This window comes from Pseudomonas sp. 9Ag (genome assembly GCF_902506445.1).
GTDB classification, from domain to species: domain Bacteria; phylum Pseudomonadota; class Gammaproteobacteria; order Pseudomonadales; family Pseudomonadaceae; genus Stutzerimonas; species Stutzerimonas stutzeri_AB.
In genome coordinates this window covers 3,427,920-3,445,508 of the sequence record NZ_LR733836.1, presented here as the reverse complement: position 1 = coordinate 3,445,508, position 17,589 = coordinate 3,427,920, and the positions used below count along the sequence as shown (strand labels likewise).

General features: G+C 60.0%; 15 protein-coding genes and 1 other RNA gene. 8 read left to right on the top strand and 8 right to left on the bottom strand.

The window, feature by feature from the left end; all coding sequences use genetic code 11:
- Positions 1 to 38 precede the first annotated feature (38 nt).
- Positions 39 to 686, top strand: a complete 648-nt coding sequence (locus ALTERO38_RS15645) for a c-type cytochrome (protein WP_159968938.1) — start codon at positions 39 to 41, stop codon at positions 684 to 686.
- Complete coding sequence (locus tag ALTERO38_RS15640; RefSeq protein ID WP_159968937.1) at positions 683 to 1,600, top strand: c-type cytochrome; 918 nt, start codon at positions 683 to 685, stop codon at positions 1,598 to 1,600. The genes ALTERO38_RS15645 and ALTERO38_RS15640 overlap by 4 nt, the downstream gene beginning before the upstream one ends.
- A 493-nt stretch (positions 1,601 to 2,093) precedes the next feature.
- Here the strand turns inward: ALTERO38_RS15640 and ssrA are convergent.
- The 5 genes from ssrA to ALTERO38_RS15615 form a co-directional block, all read right to left on the bottom strand.
- Positions 2,094 to 2,472: a transfer-messenger RNA gene (gene ssrA / locus ALTERO38_RS15635) on the bottom strand.
- A 157-nt stretch (positions 2,473 to 2,629) separates the two neighbouring features.
- Complete coding sequence (locus ALTERO38_RS15630) at positions 2,630 to 2,938, bottom strand: hypothetical protein (protein ID WP_064481622.1); 309 nt, start codon at positions 2,936 to 2,938, stop codon at positions 2,630 to 2,632.
- Between the two features lie 167 nt (positions 2,939 to 3,105).
- A complete protein-coding gene (locus tag ALTERO38_RS15625; RefSeq protein WP_159968936.1) occupies positions 3,106 to 5,940 on the bottom strand; it encodes an FAD-binding and (Fe-S)-binding domain-containing protein in 2,835 nt (944 codons plus the stop codon).
- 65 nt (positions 5,941 to 6,005) lie between these two features.
- Positions 6,006 to 7,175: an FMN-dependent L-lactate dehydrogenase LldD gene (gene lldD / locus ALTERO38_RS15620; RefSeq protein ID WP_102835575.1), complete on the bottom strand. Its 1,170-nt coding sequence runs from the start codon at positions 7,173 to 7,175 to the stop codon at positions 6,006 to 6,008.
- Between the two features lie 171 nt (positions 7,176 to 7,346).
- Complete coding sequence (locus ALTERO38_RS15615) at positions 7,347 to 9,041, bottom strand: L-lactate permease (protein WP_102835576.1); 1,695 nt, start codon at positions 9,039 to 9,041, stop codon at positions 7,347 to 7,349.
- Between the two features lie 280 nt (positions 9,042 to 9,321).
- On the opposite strand from ALTERO38_RS15615, the gene ALTERO38_RS15610 reads away from it, so the two are divergent.
- Positions 9,322 to 10,101, top strand: a complete 780-nt coding sequence (locus ALTERO38_RS15610) for a GntR family transcriptional regulator (protein ID WP_148926767.1) — start codon at positions 9,322 to 9,324, stop codon at positions 10,099 to 10,101.
- A 68-nt stretch (positions 10,102 to 10,169) separates the two neighbouring features.
- Here ALTERO38_RS15610 and smpB read toward each other — a convergent pair whose 3' ends face one another.
- Complete coding sequence (gene smpB, locus ALTERO38_RS15605) at positions 10,170 to 10,652, bottom strand: SsrA-binding protein SmpB (RefSeq protein WP_019340344.1); 483 nt, start codon at positions 10,650 to 10,652, stop codon at positions 10,170 to 10,172.
- A gap of 227 nt (positions 10,653 to 10,879) precedes the next feature.
- Here smpB and ALTERO38_RS15600 point away from each other — a divergent pair, with 227 nt between their 5' ends.
- Together ALTERO38_RS15600 and ALTERO38_RS15595 are read left to right on the top strand one after the other, a co-directional pair.
- Complete coding sequence (locus ALTERO38_RS15600) at positions 10,880 to 11,314, top strand: type II toxin-antitoxin system RatA family toxin (RefSeq protein WP_102835578.1); 435 nt, start codon at positions 10,880 to 10,882, stop codon at positions 11,312 to 11,314.
- Positions 11,307 to 11,636: an RnfH family protein gene (locus ALTERO38_RS15595; protein WP_159968935.1), complete on the top strand. Its 330-nt coding sequence runs from the start codon at positions 11,307 to 11,309 to the stop codon at positions 11,634 to 11,636. The genes ALTERO38_RS15600 and ALTERO38_RS15595 overlap by 8 nt, the downstream gene beginning before the upstream one ends.
- A gap of 60 nt (positions 11,637 to 11,696) precedes the next feature.
- Here ALTERO38_RS15595 and ALTERO38_RS15590 read toward each other — a convergent pair whose 3' ends face one another.
- A complete protein-coding gene (locus tag ALTERO38_RS15590; protein ID WP_159968934.1) occupies positions 11,697 to 12,203 on the bottom strand; it encodes an outer membrane protein assembly factor BamE in 507 nt (168 codons plus the stop codon).
- Positions 12,204 to 12,296: 93 nt separating this feature from the next.
- Here ALTERO38_RS15590 and fur point away from each other — a divergent pair, with 93 nt between their 5' ends.
- Entirely contained in the window at positions 12,297 to 12,704 is a 408-nt protein-coding gene (gene fur / locus ALTERO38_RS15585; RefSeq protein ID WP_045429745.1) for a ferric iron uptake transcriptional regulator, read from the top strand.
- A 270-nt stretch (positions 12,705 to 12,974) separates the two neighbouring features.
- Here the strand turns inward: fur and recN are convergent, their stop codons facing one another.
- Positions 12,975 to 14,651, bottom strand: a complete 1,677-nt coding sequence (gene recN, locus ALTERO38_RS15580) for a DNA repair protein RecN (RefSeq protein ID WP_159968933.1) — start codon at positions 14,649 to 14,651, stop codon at positions 12,975 to 12,977.
- Positions 14,652 to 14,887: 236 nt separating this feature from the next.
- On the opposite strand from recN, the gene grpE reads away from it, so the two are divergent.
- Together grpE and dnaK are read left to right on the top strand one after the other, a co-directional pair.
- Positions 14,888 to 15,457: a nucleotide exchange factor GrpE gene (gene grpE / locus ALTERO38_RS15575; protein ID WP_102835582.1), complete on the top strand. Its 570-nt coding sequence runs from the start codon at positions 14,888 to 14,890 to the stop codon at positions 15,455 to 15,457.
- A gap of 96 nt (positions 15,458 to 15,553) precedes the next feature.
- Positions 15,554 to 17,467: a molecular chaperone DnaK gene (gene dnaK, locus ALTERO38_RS15570; protein WP_148926762.1), complete on the top strand. Its 1,914-nt coding sequence runs from the start codon at positions 15,554 to 15,556 to the stop codon at positions 17,465 to 17,467.
- The last annotated feature ends 122 nt before the right edge of the window (positions 17,468 to 17,589 follow it).

Here is a 17,589-nt window from a genome sequence, read left to right as displayed (position 1 = left end):
CCTGCTGCCAAAACTATAAAAAACGATCTGGAGGCTTTATGAATATCGCTCACTGGCCGCTGACGGGAGTGCTGTTAGCAGCCTTTCTGCCCGCCCATGCCGCCGATTCGACGGTTGTCTATACCAAGGGCGGCTCCAATCCTGCCGCGATGGCTTGCGTCTCCTGCCACGGAGTCGAGGGCGAGGGAATGGCGGCAGCTGGCTTTCCCAGGCTTGCCGGGCTCCCGGCTGGTTACATGAGAAAGCAGCTGGCCGATTTCGCTTCTGGAGCGCGCGCCAATCCCGTCATGCAGCCTATTGCTGCTGCCCTGAGTGCCGAGGAAGCGGACGCAGTCACGGCGATGCTGGCTGACAAGCCGGGACCGCAGGTGGAACGGGTCGGCCGTACTGCGGCGGCCGAGGGCCCAGGTGAAACGCTGGCCCTGCGTGGGGCCTGGGAGCGCAACATCCCTGAATGCGTCGCCTGCCACGGCCCCAGCGGAGTGGGTGTCGGCGACGCCTTTCCGCCGCTGGCGGGACAGTCTGCGCAGTACCTGGCCTCGCAGCTGACCGCCTGGCGTCAAGGCACGCGCAAGAACGATCCCAACGATCTGATGGGGCATATCGCCCGTAGCCTGAGCGACGACGAGATCAAGGCCGTCTCGGCGTACTTCGCCGGTTTGACCGACCAAGGAGCAGCAAGATGAACACTCAAACCAGCGCCTTGCTGTTGATCGCCCTGGCCGCACCAGCCTATGCCGATGACATCGTGATGGAGGACCAGTCTCAGATTCTCACCGGGGCGGGTGAGACGGCCAGCAGCCGCTACTTTCAGCCACCCCAGGAGAGCGAACTTCCCGACAATGCTTACGGAAAGCTGGTCCAGGAAGGCCGCGCCATCTTTGTCGATACCAAAAACCGGGCTCCGGAATACGTGGGCAACGGCCTCGCATGCGCGAACTGTCACCTTGAGCAGGGCCGCAAAGCCAACTCCGCTCCGCTGTGGGCGGCATACACCATGTATCCGGCGTACCGGAAGAAAAACAACAAGGTCAACAGCTACGCCGAGCGGCTACAGGGGTGTTTCCAATTCAGCATGAACGGCAAGGCCCCAGAAGCGGACGGACCGGTGATCGCTGCGCTGTCGGCCTATTCCTATTGGCTCGCTACCGGGGCTCCGACCGGCCAGGAACTCCCCGGTCGTGCCTATCCGGAAGTGCCAAAACCCGAAAACGGCTATGACCTGGCCAAGGGCGAGCAGGTCTATGCGGCCCAGTGCGCTGTATGTCACGGGCAGAACGGGGAAGGGCAGAAGTCCGGTGACGATTATGTGTTCCCACCCCTTTGGGGCGCTGACTCGTTCAACTGGGGGGCAGGCATGCACCGGATTAACACTGCCGCCGCGTTCATCAAGGAGAACATGCCCTTGGGCAAGGGCGGCAGTTTGTCGGATGAGGACGCATGGCACGTGGCCGCATTTATGAACAGCCACGAACGGCCCCAGGATCCGAGGCTGATCGACGGTTCGGTCGAAAAGACCCGAGACAAGTACCACGCCAACGATGGCGTGAACCTCTACGGTGAAATCGTCAACGGCACCATGCTGGGCAAGGGCCTTTAGTCGATAGCCGCCATCTCGCAGCGGGCAGGACTGCCCGCTGACGAAAGACTGTGAGCGCGGATGCTTCCCGAAGAGATGAATTTGCCGCGGTTGGCTGCCTTCTCGCACCGCCTGTCGCTATCACGCCTTGATGCTTGGCGGCAGCCGGCGGCGCATTTGCTGGCTGATGTGATCCCCATATGCCGACTAGCCGCGCATCCAGGCGTGGGCGCGACCCGCGTGCACGAGTGACGTGAGCAAGCGCCGCTTCGGTGCACCGCACGGCTGAAAAGGATCAAGTCGCGCCGGCTGATCTCTCATGCTGAGAACCAACACTTTCATTCGGCATTCGAAGGTGCAGCGAACGGATGTCATTAACCTTGGGGATACACAGCTGGATACACGAAGGGGATGTGGGGATAGGCAGGCAAATACAGCCAGAAACAAGAAAGCCCGCACGGGGCGGGCTTCTTGGGGTTTCGTAGACTGTCTGAGACAGGTCTAAACAGCTATTTGGTGGAGCCGGGGGGATTTGAACCCCCGTCCGCCAGCTCTCCACTGTCGGTACTACATGCGTAGCCAAATCTATTGAGTTAACTCCGCGCCGCCCGATTGGCAGGGTGCTTGGAGCGAGCTGCATGAGTTTTAGCCGTTACGTCTGCAGCGAACTTGGCGGCGATCCTGTTCTATCTGACAGTCATTTCGGGTTTACAGGCATCCCCTAGTGACCGCTGGCGCCGAAGCGACCAGATGAAGGTTAGGCGGCTAGCGCGTACCCTTCGTAGTTGTCGTCGTTGGCAACTATAAGTTTGCAACAGTGGATTTACGAGTTCTGTTACCAACTCGGCATGCACCTAGAGTTTTGTTACCGGCGTCGAATCCTAATCGGCCCCATGAAGCATGTTGCTGCCTCATGTGTTGAGCAGTGTACGCCATAAGGTTTGGCTGCGTCGAACGCTTGATCTTCTTAATTAGGGCAGCCCGTCGAAAATCAAGGGTAAACCGAGAATCGGCAAGGCCAACTGCTGGCGGCCTTGCCTCGCGGGCGTATCAGTTACCGGTGCCCGAGCCAGTGCCGCTGGTGCCTGTGCTGCCGGAGCTGCCAGGACCTTCGAGTTTGCGCAAAGCCTGGGTGGTATGAACGATGCAGTTTTCAACGTCACCAGCTTGCTGCGCTTCGCGGGCCTGCTTGATCAGTTCTTGCACTTCGCTGCGCGCCGGCTCACCGAGGGTGGCTCGGTTGGTGGCCATGTCGTCTTCGATTTCCTGCATGTTCAATTGACACAGGTTTTTATCGTCGGCAAACACGGCAGGGCTTGCGATCAGAGCTGCGGCGGCAAGTAGGGCAAATTTCTTCATAAAGTCCTCCAGGGAGTTAACTTCCCGGCGGGCCTGCCTGTTTCTGCAATTGCGCGGCGGCGCCGAGGCGGGTGAGCCTCTGTTGAAACTAGGCTCCTAACTTCCGACTGCGGCTGCGCTGAAGCGTTTCATTTACGTATGTCGTCGTCTTCGCCGGGCGCCGCTCACTAGGGCGCTGCGGCCGCTCTGGCTCGGCTGTTTCGGTTAACCAGATAAACCAGTCCGTGATAGTCGATACCGCCATGTTGTGACAGGCCGATTTCGCAGGTTCGGCTTGTGGAGATGCCTTCTTCGCAGACTTGCACGGCGTCTTTCAGGCTGCGCAGGGCATGGGCGTTGAGCTCGGGGGTGGTGAAGCCTTTGTCGCCAGCGAAGCCGCAACAATGGATGCCTTCTGGCACGACCACTTCTTTGGCGCAGCGGCGTGCGATATCAATCAGCGCCTGGGCTTCGCCGAGGTGTTGGGTGCTGCAGGTGACGTGCACGGCAATAGGCGCGTCCTGTGGCTCGAAATCCAACTTGTCGATCAGATGCGTGCGGATGAAGCGCACCGGATCGAAAACCTGCAGGCGGTCGTCCGCCAGGTCCTGAACCAGGCGCAGCGTGCAGGGGCTGGTGTCGCAGTAGATAGGGTCAAGCCCGCCGCGGCTGGCTTTTAGCAGGGCGTCCAGTGTCTCCTGGCGCTTCTGCTCGGCCTGCTCTGCATAGCCTTTGGAGGCGAACGGTTGGCCGCAGCAGAGGTTGTTCAGCTCATCGGGGAAGATGACCTGGTAGCCAGCTTTCTCCAAAAGCGTGCGGGTGGTGTCGAGCAGTGGTTCCTGTTCCTGATCACGTGCTGCGGGACCCATGGCGCGCGAGACGCAGGCGGCAAGGTAAACCACCCGTGGGCGTTGGTCCTGGGGTGATGGCTTGGGTAAATGGAGCCGCTGCAGCGGCTGCGGTGTGGCGGGGGTCCACTGGGGCACGCGACCTTTGCTGGCATTGGTGACCGCAGCGGAGGTCTTGCTGAGCAGGCGCGTGCCCATGAGCAGATGTGCACCATTGGCGACATGCAGCATGAACCGCGCGCCGTGCACGGCAGTGCGGAAATGCTCGGCCAGCCAGGTGGCCGCCCGCGTATTGTCGGCATTGCGGGCGCGAAGTTTGCGCACAAGGTCGCCGGTGTTGATGCCTACCGGGCAGCGCTGTGCGCATAGCCCGGTCGCAGCGCAGGTCTCGACGCCGTGGTAGTCGTAGAGCTGCTCGAGTTCGCTTGTGTCGATGCCAGCGCGCTTCTTCGCTTGAATGTCGCGCCAGACGACGATGCGCTGACGCGGCGTCAGGGTCAGTCCATTGGACGGGCAGACCGGTTCGCAGAAGCCGCATTCGATACACTTGTCGACGATCTCGTCGGCAGCCGGCATTGGCTTGAGATGTTTGAGGTGGATCTGTGGGTCTTCGCTGAGCACTACGTCGGGATTGAGGATGCCCTGAGGGTCCAGCAGACGCTTGATCTGCCACATCAGTTGGTACGCATCGTTGCCCCATTCCAGTTCGACGAAGGGCGCCATGTTGCGGCCGGTACCGTGTTCGGCTTTCAGGGCGCCGCCGAACTCAACGGCGACCAGCTGGGTGACGTCTTGCATGAAGGCTTCGTAGCGCGCGACTTGCAGTGGATCGTCGAAACCCTGGGTGAAGACAAAGTGCAGGTTGCCCTCTAAGGCATGGCCGAACAGGATCGCCTCACTGTAGGCGTGCTTTTCGAACAGCTGGATCAGACGATTGACCCCTTCGGCGAGGCGCTCGATAGGGAAAGTGACGTCCTCAATGATCACCGTCGTGCCGGTCTGGCGCACCGCGCCGACCGCTGGAAAGGTGTCCTTGCGGATCTTCCAGAGCTGGTTGTAGACGACCGGGTCTTCGCTGAAATCGACCTGTTTTTCCACCGGGAAATGAGCGATCGAGACCATGATCTGGTTGATTTGCTCGTGCAGCAGCGACCCGCTGGCTGCGCGGGATTCGATCAGCAGCGCGCAGGCATTGGCCGACAGTTGCTTGACCCACTCCGGCATGCCGGCCTTGTTCTCCACCGAGCGCAAGCTGCGGCGATCAAGCAGTTCCACTGCCGACACCGGCTGTTGCTTGAGCACGGGTACGGCGAGGCAGCAGGTTTCTACATCGGGAAAGACAACCAGCGCGCTGGCTTTGTGCGGGTGATCGGGCACGGTGTCGTAGGTCACTGCGCTGATGAAACCCAGCGTGCCTTCGGAGCCGACCATCAAGTGGTTGAGGATGTCGAGTGGCTCGTCGTAGTCGACTAGCGCATTGAGTGAGAAGCCAGTGGTGTTCTTCAGCCGGTACTTGTGGCGAATTTTCGCCGCCAGTTCGGTGTTGGCGCGGGTGGTGCGGCCGAGTTCGGCGAGCTGGTCGAGCATCGCCGCGTGGCTTTGGCGGAAAGCTTCGACGCTGGTAGCGTCTTCGCTGTCGACGACGCTGCCATCTGCAAGCACCAGGCGCAGGCCGGCGAGGGTCTTGTAGCTGTTCTGCGCTGTTCCACAGCACATGCCGCTCGAGTTGTTGGCGACGATGCCACCGATTTTTGCGGCGTTGATCGAGGCCGGATCAGGGCCGATCTTGCGCTGGAGCGGCGCCAGTATGGCGTTGGCATTGGCACCAATTACGCCGGGCTGAAGGCGTACCTGCTCGCCGCCGTTGCGTATCTCGCGACCGTTCCAGTTGTCGCCCAGTACGATCAGTACCGAGTCGGAAATCGCCTGGCCGGATAGGCTGGTGCCCGCCGCCCGGAAGGTAACGGGCACCCGTTGGCTGTGAGCCAGCTTGAGCAGTCCCACCACCTCCATCTCGGACTCGACCCGTACCACCAGCTTGGGAATCAGCCGGTAGAAGCTGGCGTCTGTGCCAAAGGCCAGCGTTGAAAGAGGGTCGTCGAAGCGTCGCTCAGCCGGAATCAGCTTTTCGACAGCGGCGAGAAAGTCAGTCGGTAGAGCGGCAGGCGCGTTCATTTCGGGCTCCGGGAGGTAGCGACCGCGGCGAATGCCGGCGGTCTTCTCGATGGGATCAGCCAGGCTCAGTCGACGTGGCGGCTGGTCTGATAGTGATCAACCTCGCGTACCAGCGAATCCGTGCTGATCTCGCTGATGGTCTTGGCGCCGGTCAGCACCATCGCAACACGCATTTCTTTTTCGATCAGGTCGAGCAGGTTGCTTACCCCCGCTTCGCCGTCCACCGCCAGCGCGTAGGCGAAGGCGCGGCCGAGCAGAACGGTATCCGCACCGAGGGCGATCATGCGCACAACGTCAAGACCGCTGCGGATGCCCGAGTCGGCGAGGATTTTCAGGTCACCTTTGACCGCGTCGGCAATCGCCGGCATCGCACGTGCACTGGACAGAACGCCGTCGAGCTGACGCCCGCCGTGGTTGGAGACGATGATACCGTCGGCCCCGAAGGTCACCGCGTCGCGGGCGTCATCGGCGTCCAGAATGCCTTTGATCACCATCGGGCCATCCCAGAATTCGCGGATCCACTCCAGATCCTTCCACGAAATCGATGGATCGAAGTTGGCGGCAAGCCAGCCGATGTAGTCTTCCAGCCCGGTAGTGTGTCCGCGGTAGGTGGTGATGTTGCCGAGGTCGTGCGGCTTGCCGTGCAGTCCGACGTCCCAGGCCCAGAAGGGGTGTGTCATGGCCTGCAGAATGCGACGTACGTTGGCGTTGGGGCCACTCATGCCGGAATGCGCGTCGCGGTAGCGCGCGCCGGGGGTGGGCATATCGACGGTGAAGACCAGTGTGGTAACGCCGGCGGCCTTGGCACGCTCCAGCGCGTTCTTCATGAAGCCGCGATCCTTCAGCACATAGAGCTGAAACCACATCGGCCGCTTGATTGCCGGTGCGACTTCCTCGATCGGGCAGACCGATACGGTGGACAGGGTGAAGGGAATTCCTTTCTTGTCAGCCGCACGAGCGGCTTGCACTTCACCACGGCGAGCGAGCATGCCGGTCAGGCCGACCGGGGCGAGGGCAACCGGCATCGACAGGGTTTCGCCGAACAGCTGGGTTTCCAGGCTGAGTTCCGACATGTTGCGCAGCACGCGCTGGCGCAGGGCGATGCTTGCCAGATCCTCGACGTTGCGCCGCAGCGTGTACTCAGCGTAGGCGCCGCCATCGACGTAGTGAAACAGGAACGGCGGGAGTTTGCGTTTTGCGGCAGCGCGGTAATCCGTGGAAGCAGAAATGATCATCTTATGTTCTCACCGACTGAAACGAGATAAGTCTCGGAGCGCCCGTCATCGACGAAGGCGGTGTTCGATTTACAGCTGTCCTGATCACCGGGTCGGGCGATGGAGAGGTCAGGACATGATTCCAAACGCCATTGCCCCGAGTGTTTCCCGGGGCAATGGTCATAGGCTGCGTTAGACGCCGACTAGCGGGTCCGTCACGCCAAGCAGGTAGATCGCGATCATCCCGATCAGGCCGGTGGCCAGCACGTAGTACAGCGTAGGCCAAACGGTCTTGCGCAGGGTGACGCCTTCACGACCCAGCAAGCCGACAGTGGCCGAGGCGGCAACCACGTTGTGGATCGCCACCATGTTGCCGGCGGCGGCACCCACGGCCTGGATGGCCACGACCATCGCGCCGGAAATGCCCAGCGACTGTGCAACACCAAACTGGAACTGGCTGAACATCATGTTGCTGACAGTGTTCGAGCCAGCAAGGAATGCTCCCAGCGCGCCAACAGTAGGGGCCAGCAGCGGGTAGATGCCGCCTACGCTGTCAGCCACATAGCGCGCCATGGCGATGGGCATGCTTGGCAGGTCGCCAGCGTTGACACCCGAGTTGATCAGGATGCGCACCATTGGCACGGTGAACAGCAGCACGAACCCCGCACTGAGCAGCACGCTGCTCGATTCCTTCACTGCAGCCTTGAGTTCGGCGGCGCGCATGCCATGGATGAAGAAGGTGATCAGTACAACGGCAACCAGAATCCCGCCAGGCAGGTACAGCGGCTCGATGCTGGCGCTGACGCCGGTCTCGCCGAGAATGTTGGCGAAGGCGATCGACACGGATTTCAACGCGCCGGTGACCTGCGGGAAGACACGGCTGATCACCAGAATTGCGCCGACCAGGATGTAGGGTAGCCAGGCGCGGAAAGCGCTCATCGGGCGTGCCGCGAGGTCGTCTAGCTTCATCTCGATAGTACCGATCCATTCCGCTGGCCAGTCTTTCGCGGCAGCGAAATCCCAATTGGTTTTCGGCACCAGAAACTTGAAGCGCGCGGCGGTGGTGACGATCGCCAGGCCGACCAGGCCGCCCAGCAGCGACGGGAACTCAGGGCCAAGGAATACACCGGTGGCGACATAGGGCAGGGTGAAGGCTAGGCCTGCGAAGAGTGCGAAAGGCAGCACTTCGAATCCGGCTTTCCAGCTTTTTTCCTTGCCGAAGAAGCGCGTCAGCATCAAGACCATGATCAGTGGCATGACCGTGCCGACAATGGCGTGGGTGATGGCGACGCTGCTGGTGATCTGCTGCAGGAAGATCGGCCAGCTGGAACCTTGCGCGGCGAGTTGTGCGCCGAGGGAGGCGGTGTCGAGTCCGCTATTCACACCAACGATGATCGGCGTACCGACCGCGCCAAAGGACACAGGCGTGCTCTGCACGAGCATGCCCATCAGGACCGCTGCCATGGCCGGGAAGCCCACGGCGACCAGCAGCGGTGCTGCAATTGCTGCGGGGGTACCAAAGCCGGAGGCGCCTTCGATAAAGCAGCCGAACAACCAGGCGATGATAATGGCCTGAATTCGACGGTCCGGGCTGATGGTGGTGAAACCGGCCCGAATGGCGGTAATGCCGCCCGAATGCTTGAGCGTGTTCAGCAGCAGGATCGCGCCGAAGATGATCCACAGCAGTCCCAGCGTGATCACCAGGCCTTGCAGGGTTGAGGCGATGATCCGGGTAAAGCTCATGTCCCAGATGAACAAGCCAATGGCTGCGGTGAACAAGAACACAACCGGCATGGCGCGGCTGGCCGGCCAGCGAAGGCCAATCAGCAGAACGGCGGCCAGCAGGATCGGGGTAAAGGCAAACAGGGCGAGCAGTCCGGTAGACATGTCAGGCTCCCAGGGTCGAAATGAGCGAATGGGGGCCCGGGCGGACCGGTGATGAGCAGATAAACGGAGACCGCATTAACTAGTCCTCTTCTTGTTTGGTTACTCTATCTGTAAAGTGGTAATACCAATTTACAGTAGGGTCCGGCCAGCGTAAGAGTTCTGTCGGCACTGCGTCAATTAGCAAGCTATAGACTTTGGTCGCAGCGGCGGTTATTGCGGTGGACCTAGCGGCTGGCTACGCTGCTTCCCAATACAGTGGTCAAACCAATCGAGAGGCGTCATGGAAGTGGGAGTGGTGCGCCAGCGGAGGCTGGCGGATAACATCGTCGAGCAACTCGAAACGATGATCCTCGAGGGGACGCTCAAGGCTGGGGAGCGGCTGCCTGCCGAGCGGGTGCTGGCGGAACAGTTTGGAGTATCACGTCCGTCGCTGCGCGAAGCGATCCAGAAGCTGGCGGCCAAGGGCTTGCTGGTCAGTCGTCACGGTGGTGGCAATTTCGTTGCCGAGTCCCTCGGGTCGACCTTCAGTGATCCGCTGCTGCATCTGCTCGAAAACAACGCTGATGCGCAGCGTGACCTGCTCGAGTTTCGCCATACGCTGGAAGGCAGTTGCGCTTATTACGCCGCCTTGCGCGCAACTGAAGTGGACAGGCAACGCCTGAAAGAGGCCTTTGCGGCGTTGCAGGATTGCTATGCGCGCGAAGGGGTGGTTACCCGTGCCGAGGAGGGCGCCGCTGACGCGCGCTTTCACCTGGCGATTGCCGAGGCCAGTCACAATGCAGTGCTGCTGCATACCATTCGGGGTCTGTTCGATCTGCTCAAACGCAACGTAGTGACCAATATCGGCGGTATGTACGCGTTACGCAGCGAAACCCGCGACATGCTGATGAATCAGCATCAGGAGCTATACGATGCGATCATCGCGCGGCGGGCGAACGACGCGAGGGATGTCATTCATCACCACATTAGCTATGTCCAAGAAGTTCTGGCGGAAGGGCAGCAGGAAGCTCAACGGTTGGCGCGTGCGCAGCGGCGTCAGGCGCACCCAGAAAAGAATTAGCAGGGCTGGCGCGGTGGTGGGTTGAAAAGCTAGATCGAGCGGCTGGGTTCCGCTCGATACGCCGAGGGTCAGTCTTCCTTGCCCTTGGTGCGCATGGCGCGCTGAATCTCGCGATCGGAGTCGCGCTCTTTCTCGGTGTGGCGCTTGTCGAACTCCTTCTTGCCCTTGCCTAGCGCGATATCGCACTTGATCAAATGCTTTTTCCAGTAGATCGACAGCGCCACACAGGCGTAACCCTTCTGCTGCACGGCGCCGAACAATTTGCCCAGTTCACGCTTGTTGAGCAGCAACTTGCGGGTGCGGGTCGGGTCGGCAATGACATGGGTGCTAGCGGTGGTCAGAGGCGTAATGTGGCAGCCCATCAACCATGCTTCGCCATCCTTGAGCAGGACGTAGCTGTCCACCAGCTGGGCTTTTCCCGCTCGAAGGCTTTTCACTTCCCAGCCGGCCAGCACGAGGCCCGCCTCGAATTTCTGTTCGATGAAGTAGTCGTGTAGCGCTTTCTTGTTCAGCGCAATGGTCCCGGGGGACTGTTTCTTCTGTTTGGCCATAGGGTGCGCATTATAGGGAGTCCCGTTGCGGCTGGCGATAACCTGCGTGGTGCGACGGTGCGAAACTTGAGAGGGGTGCGCTTATCCTCGACAATGGCCAACTTTACGTTTGCTCATGCTCAACACCTGCTGTGTAGCAGGTATGAGCTTTACGCTTGCTCTCGGTGAGCGGCTGTCGGCCTCGGCTCCAGCTGCTGATTGTCGACTGACGAAGTAGAAGGGACTGAATGACGACGCATATTCAACGTTCGGCGCTGCTGCCCTATCCGGCTCATGCGCTGTTCGACATGGTCAATGATGTAGCCAGCTATCCAAAGTTTTTGCCCTGGTGTTCGGCAACCGAGGTGCTGTCCAGCAGTGACACACAGATGCACGCAAGCATGACGGTGGCGAAGGCTGGCATGAGCCAGCGCTTCCTTACGCGCAATGAGTTGCAGGCTGGTAAGCGAATCGAGATGTCGCTGGAAGAAGGGCCTTTCAGTCATCTGCATGGTATTTGGGAATTCAAGGCGCTGGGTGAAAAGGCCTGCAAGATCAGCCTTGATCTCACCTTCGATTACGCCGGGCCGTTGGTTCGTGCCACCTTGGGACCGTTGTTCAATCAGGCCGCTAATACATTGGTCGATGCGTTCTGTGACAGGGCGAAGCAGCTTTATGGATAAGCCGATGATCGCGGTTGAGGTCGTCTATGCACTGGCGGACAAGCAGAAGTTGCTGCGCTTGGCCGTTCCTCAGGGCACCAGCGTCCGAGAGGCAGCGTTGCGCTCGGGAATGGATGGCTACTTTCCGGGGCTGGATCTGGCAACGTCGCCGTTGGGTATCTTCGGCAAGGCGGTGCCCAAGCCGGACGAGCGCACGCTTGTCGAGGGGGAGCGAGTTGAGATCTATCGACCACTGATCGCCGACCCGAAAGAAGTTCGCAAGCAGCGTGCGGCGAAGGCTGCACAGAACAAGGCCGGCGAATCAGGTGAAGCGGTCACATAGGAAGTGGCATTAACGAGAAAAAGCCCGGCGTGACGGGCTTTTCTGATGTTCGGTTAACGCTTAGTTTGTGTCCAGGCTGCCTGGAGTAGGCACCGGAACGGGCTCCGCCGCATCTACGTCGCGCTGGATCTGTTCAAGCAAAGAGCCAGGAGCGGTGGCCTCTGGTTCGGTGCTGACAGGGTCATCGGTGCTTGCCGGTAGATCAGTCCCCAGAATGGCTTCGTCACGGCTCACGCCGGGCTTGAAGTCGCCTGCAAGACCAGCGAGCTGGTCGTTAGCATTGAATACAAGGCTGACGCGCTCCTGCTGACGTTCTCTGCCGCCAGGCTGGATGCTGTACAGATAATCCCAGCGGTTAGCGTGGAACGTGTCGGTGATCAGCGGGTTGCCCATGATAAACCGCACTTGTGATCGGGTCATTCCGGGGCGCAACTGGTCTATCATGTCCTGAGTCACGACATTGCCCTGTTGAATGTCGACCTTGTAAACCCCGGGGAATGAACAACCGGCGAGTGCGAACAGGCCCACTAGCGTGAGGCTGGACAGCATGAGCTTGGTGTTTTGCATCGGTAGGTGACTTCCACTATCTTGGCTGGGCAAAGCCCGGATCATACCCGTATTGAAGGAGGCTGCGAAACAGCAGCAGCGAGAAATCCCACCATGGTTGAAAATAGCGAACTACGCAAAGCTGGCCTCAAAGTAACCCTGCCACGGGTCAAGATCCTGCAAATGCTGGATACCACTGATCGTCGCCATATGAGCGCAGAGGACGTCTACAAGGCATTGATGGAGGCCGGCGAGGATGTCGGTCTGGCAACTGTTTACCGCGTGCTGACCCAGTTCGAGGCAGCCGGTCTTGTGGTTCGGCATAATTTCGATGGCGGCCATGCCGTGTTCGAGCTGGCTGACGGTGGCCATCATGACCACATGGTGTGCGTCGACAGCGGCGACGTGATCGAGTTTTTTGATCCGGAGATCGAGAAGCTGCAGAAGGAGATCGTCAAGCGCCATGGCTACGACCTGGTGGATCACAACTTGGTGCTGTACGTCCGCAAGAAGCCTGAGTGACCGGAGTCGATCCGGTTCGAATGTGAGCCCCGGATAATCTTGCTATATGACAAAACCCCGCCGATTGGCGGGGTTTTGTTTTGAAGGCACGATTCATCCGGCTGCTGCCGCCTCAGCGCGTTGGGGATGTGCCCGTGACAATGAGCCAGATGAGGCGCGTTTTTATTGCAAGCCAGCCCATTGCAATCCGGTACGGGGATGATGTGTGCTCTCCAGATGGTCTGTCGCCGCGGCAAGATTATCCGTGGGTCGTCGTCGTTGCCTGCTTTTTCAGGATGTTTGAGCTGTGCCGATCATCTGGCGGGCGTGGGCCAGTGCCTGCTCGGTGAGGTCGAGCCCACCCAACATGCGGGCAATTTCCTCGACCCGTTCACTGCCATCCAGTGCGGCGACAGCGGTGTGGGTTTCTTGGGCTCCGCGCGCCTTGTGTACAAACAGGTGATGGTGACCCTGTGCCGCAACTTGCGGCAGGTGGGTCACGGTCAGTACTTGGCCCCGCTCGCCGAGGCGGCGCAGCAATTGGCCAACTACTTCTGCGGTCGGCCCGCCGATGCCGACGTCCACTTCGTCGAACACCAGGGTCGGAATGCGTGATGTCTGCGCTGTGATCACCTGAATCGCAAGACTGATGCGCGACAGCTCACCGCCCGAGGCAACCTTTGCCAGTGGACGCAGTGGCTGGCCTGGGTTGGCGCTTACCAGAAACTCTACCTGTTCCAGTCCGTGTGGCATCAGGTCTCCTTCTGCTGCGGGCTTCAACACGGCGCTGAACTTGCCTCCTGGCATGCCCAGACGCTGAATCTCCGTTTCGACGGCCTGCGCCAAGGACTCTGCCGCCAGCTGGCGCGAAGCGCTCAACTGTTCGGCTTTTTCTCGATAATGTCGCTCGTAGGCGGCAAGCTCTTCGCCGAGTTGCTCCAGCGCAGTGTCGTCGGCGTTAAGGCTTTCCAGTTCTTCGAAGAGGCGTTGCTGCAAGCTCGGTAATTCTGACGGCTGAACGCGGTGTTTGCGCGCCAGGGTATAGATGCTGTCGAGGCGTTCTTCCAGTGCCTGCTGCCTTTGTGGGTCGGAATCGAAGTGATCGAGAAAGCGATTGAGTTCGCCGATCGCTTCTTCAACCTGTATCTGCGCACTGGACAGCAGATTGACGGCCTCGCCAAGCGCGCCGGGCTGGTTCTGAAAGCCGGTCAGGCGCTGCAGGCTCGAGGTCAGCGCTGACAGTACGTTGCCGGCGTCGCTCTCGCTACACAGCTCGATCACCTGGCGACAGGCGCCGAGCAGGTGTTCTGCGTTGGAAAGGTTCTTGTGTTCCTGCTCCAGCTGGTCCAATTCGTCGTCGCCCAGAGCCAAAGTCTCAAGCTCCTCGAGTTGGTAGCTGAGCAGCTGGTGGCGGGCGCGCTGTTCATCACTGCTGCTGCTAAGTCGCTCCAGGGTCTGCCGGGTTTGCCGCCAGCGCTGGGCGGCCAGCTGCACCTGGCGGGCAAGATCTTGATTGCCGCTGTACTCATCGAGCAACCGCCGGTGCGTATCGAGCTTTAGCAGTGACTGGTGTTCGTGCTGGCTGTGGATATCGATCAGTAGCTCGCCAAGCGCCTTAAGGTCACCTTGCGGGCAGGGCGTTCCGTTGATATAGCCGCGCGAACGACCTTCAGCCGTGATCACTCGCCGAAGGATGCATGGGCCATCATTTTCCAGATCGCGCTCGGCCAGCCAGGCTCGTGCATCTGGGATGTCGTCCAAGTCGAAGCTCGCAAGAATATCCGCCTTGTCCGCGCCGATGCGCACCACGCTGCTGTCGGCTCGATCGCCAAGAGTGAGACCTAGCGCATCGAGCATGATCGACTTGCCTGCGCCGGTCTCGCCGCTGATCACGCTCATGCCGCGTTTCAGCTCAAGATCGAGATGCTCGACGATTGCGTAATTGTGAACGGAAAGATGGACCAGCATGGCAGGACTCCTGCGTAGGTGACTGGGTATTTATACAGTACTTCTGCGTGACTCATCAAGCTGCTCCGCGTGACTGGTATGTAAACAAATGCGGTCGGTTAGGCGCTGAATGGGCTGTTCGAAAGGGGCTGGTGTTTCTTTGATGTGGATACGCCCTTGAAGCAGAATTTTGTTGCCCCCATATAGCGGCACAAGCGCGGGTCGACGCCCGCTGACGTATCGATGAGGAGGACCGCATGGCCGACGAGCAGAACCTGGACAACCAGACCCCTGATGAAAACGAGACCGCGCAAGCCGAGGTGACCGAGGATCTGGCTGCACGGGTGCAGTCCCTCGAAGAGCAATTGGCCGCGGCGCAGGATCAGTCCCTGCGAGTGGCAGCCGAGTTGCAGAACATCCGTCGTCGTGCCGAGCAGGATGTCGAGAAAGCGCACAAGTTTGCGCTGGAGAAGTTCGCTGGCGACCTGCTGGGCGTCGCTGACAGTCTGGAGCGCGGGCTCGAGCTGTCGAATCCAGATGATGAAGCGGTCAAGCCGATGCGCGAAGGCGTCGAGCTGACGTTCAAGTTGTTGCTCGACACTCTGGCACGCCATCAGTTGGTGCAGATTGACCCACAGGGCGAGCCCTTCAATCCCGAGCATCACCAGGCCATGGCCATGGAAGAAAGCACCCATGCCGAGCCAGGCAGCGTGCTCAAGGTGTTCCAGAAGGGCTATCTGCTCAACGGACGTCTGTTGCGTCCGGCGATGGTCGTTGTCAGCAAGGCGCCGGCAGAAACCCCGCCTTCGATTGATGAGAAGGCTTGAAATTCTGCGGCTGACCCCCATCTGGTAGCCAAGCGTTTTTGTATTACCCGCAGCCGGTAAACAGGCGCGGATCAATCAAAGTTCGGAGAGAAGCACATGGGCAAGATTATCGGTATCGACCTGGGAACGACCAACTCCTGCGTCTCCATTCTGGAAAACGGCAAGGCAAAGGTGATCGAGAACGCCGAAGGCGGTCGCACCACCCCCTCGATCATTGCGTACGCCAATGACGGTGAAATCCTGGTTGGTCAATCGGCCAAGCGCCAGGCTGTTACCAACCCGCACAACACGCTATACGCCGTGAAGCGACTGATCGGTCGTCGTTTCGATGAAGACGTAGTGCAGAAAGACATCCAGATGGTTCCGTACAAGATCGTGAAAGCGGACAACAGTGACGCCTGGGTAGAGGTGAGCGGCCAGAAAATGGCGCCGCCGCAGATCTCTGCCGAGATCCTGAAGAAAATGAAGAAGACTGCCGAAGACTATCTCGGCGAGCCGGTTACCGAAGCGGTGATCACCGTCCCGGCGTACTTCAATGACAGCCAGCGTCAGGCTACAAAGGACGCCGGGCGCATTGCCGGTCTGGATGTTAAGCGCATCATCAACGAGCCGACGGCTGCCGCGCTGGCCTATGGCATGGATAAGGCAAAGGGCGATCACACAGTCATCGTATATGACCTGGGTGGCGGTACCTTCGACGTGTCGGTGATCGAAATCGCCGAGGTTGACGGCGAGCATCAGTTTGAAGTGTTGGCCACCAACGGTGACACCTTCCTTGGTGGTGAAGACTTCGACATCCGCTTGATCGACTACCTTGTTGACGAGTTCAAGAAAGAAAGCGGCATGAACCTCAAGGGTGATCCGCTGGCCATGCAGCGTCTGAAGGAAGCTGCTGAAAAGGCCAAGATCGAGCTGTCTTCCAGCCAGCAGACCGACGTCAACCTGCCTTACATCACGGCAGATTCGACCGGGCCGAAGCACCTGAACGTGAAAATTTCTCGCGCCAAGCTCGAAGCGTTGGTCGAGGATCTGGTTCAGCGCACCATTGAGCCGTGCCGCATGGCAATGAAAGACGCCGGGATCGACGTCTCCAAGATCGACGATGTGATTCTGGTCGGTGGTCAGACCCGCATGCCACTGGTGCAGCAGAAGGTCGCCGAGTTCTTCGGCAAGGAAGCGCGCAAGGACGTCAACCCCGACGAAGCCGTTGCCATGGGTGCGGCCATTCAGGGCGCAGTGTTGGCTGGCGACGTCAAGGACGTGCTGTTGCTCGACGTTTCCCCGCTGACCCTGGGTATCGAAACCATGGGTGGCGTGATGACTGCGCTGATCGAGAAGAACACCACCATCCCAACCAAGAAGTCGCAGGTGTTCTCGACAGCCGATGACAACCAGGGCGCCGTGACAATCCATGTATTGCAGGGTGAGCGCAAGCAAGCGTCGCAGAACAAGTCCCTGGGTCGTTTCGATCTGGCTGATATTCCGCCAGCTCCGCGTGGTGTGCCGCAGATCGAAGTAACCTTCGACATAGATGCCAACGGCATCCTGCACGTGTCGGCGAAAGACAAGGCCACTGGCAAGCACCAGTCCATCGTGATCAAGGCCAACTCGGGTCTTTCCGAAGAGGAAATCGAGCAGATGGTGCGTGACGCCGAGGCCAACGCCGAGGAGGACCGCAAGTTTGAAGAGCTGGTGACTGTCCGCAACCAGGGCGATCAGCTGGTGCATGCAACTCGCAAGATGTTGACCGAGGCTGGCGACAAGGCCACCGAAGAAGACAAGGCGAACATCGAAAAAGCCATCGGCGAGCTGGAAGTAGCGATCAAGGGCGACGACAAGGCCGAGATCGAAGCCAAGATCGCAGCAGTCTCGCAGGCTTCCACTCCGCTGGCGCAGAAGATGTATGCCGAGCAGCCTCAGGGTGGCGAAGGCGAGCAGGCTGGCGACAATGCTCAGTCAGGTGACGACGTGGTTGACGCTGAGTTCGAAGAGGTCAAGGACAACAAGTAAGCCGCGGCTTATGACCTCCATGAGAGGGGTGAGGGCAGAGCTCGTTCAGGCTGCTGCCTTTCGCTCCAGCCCGATGCGGTGATGCCGCGACAGGGCTGATCGCCGCGCGGGGGCTTGCTCCC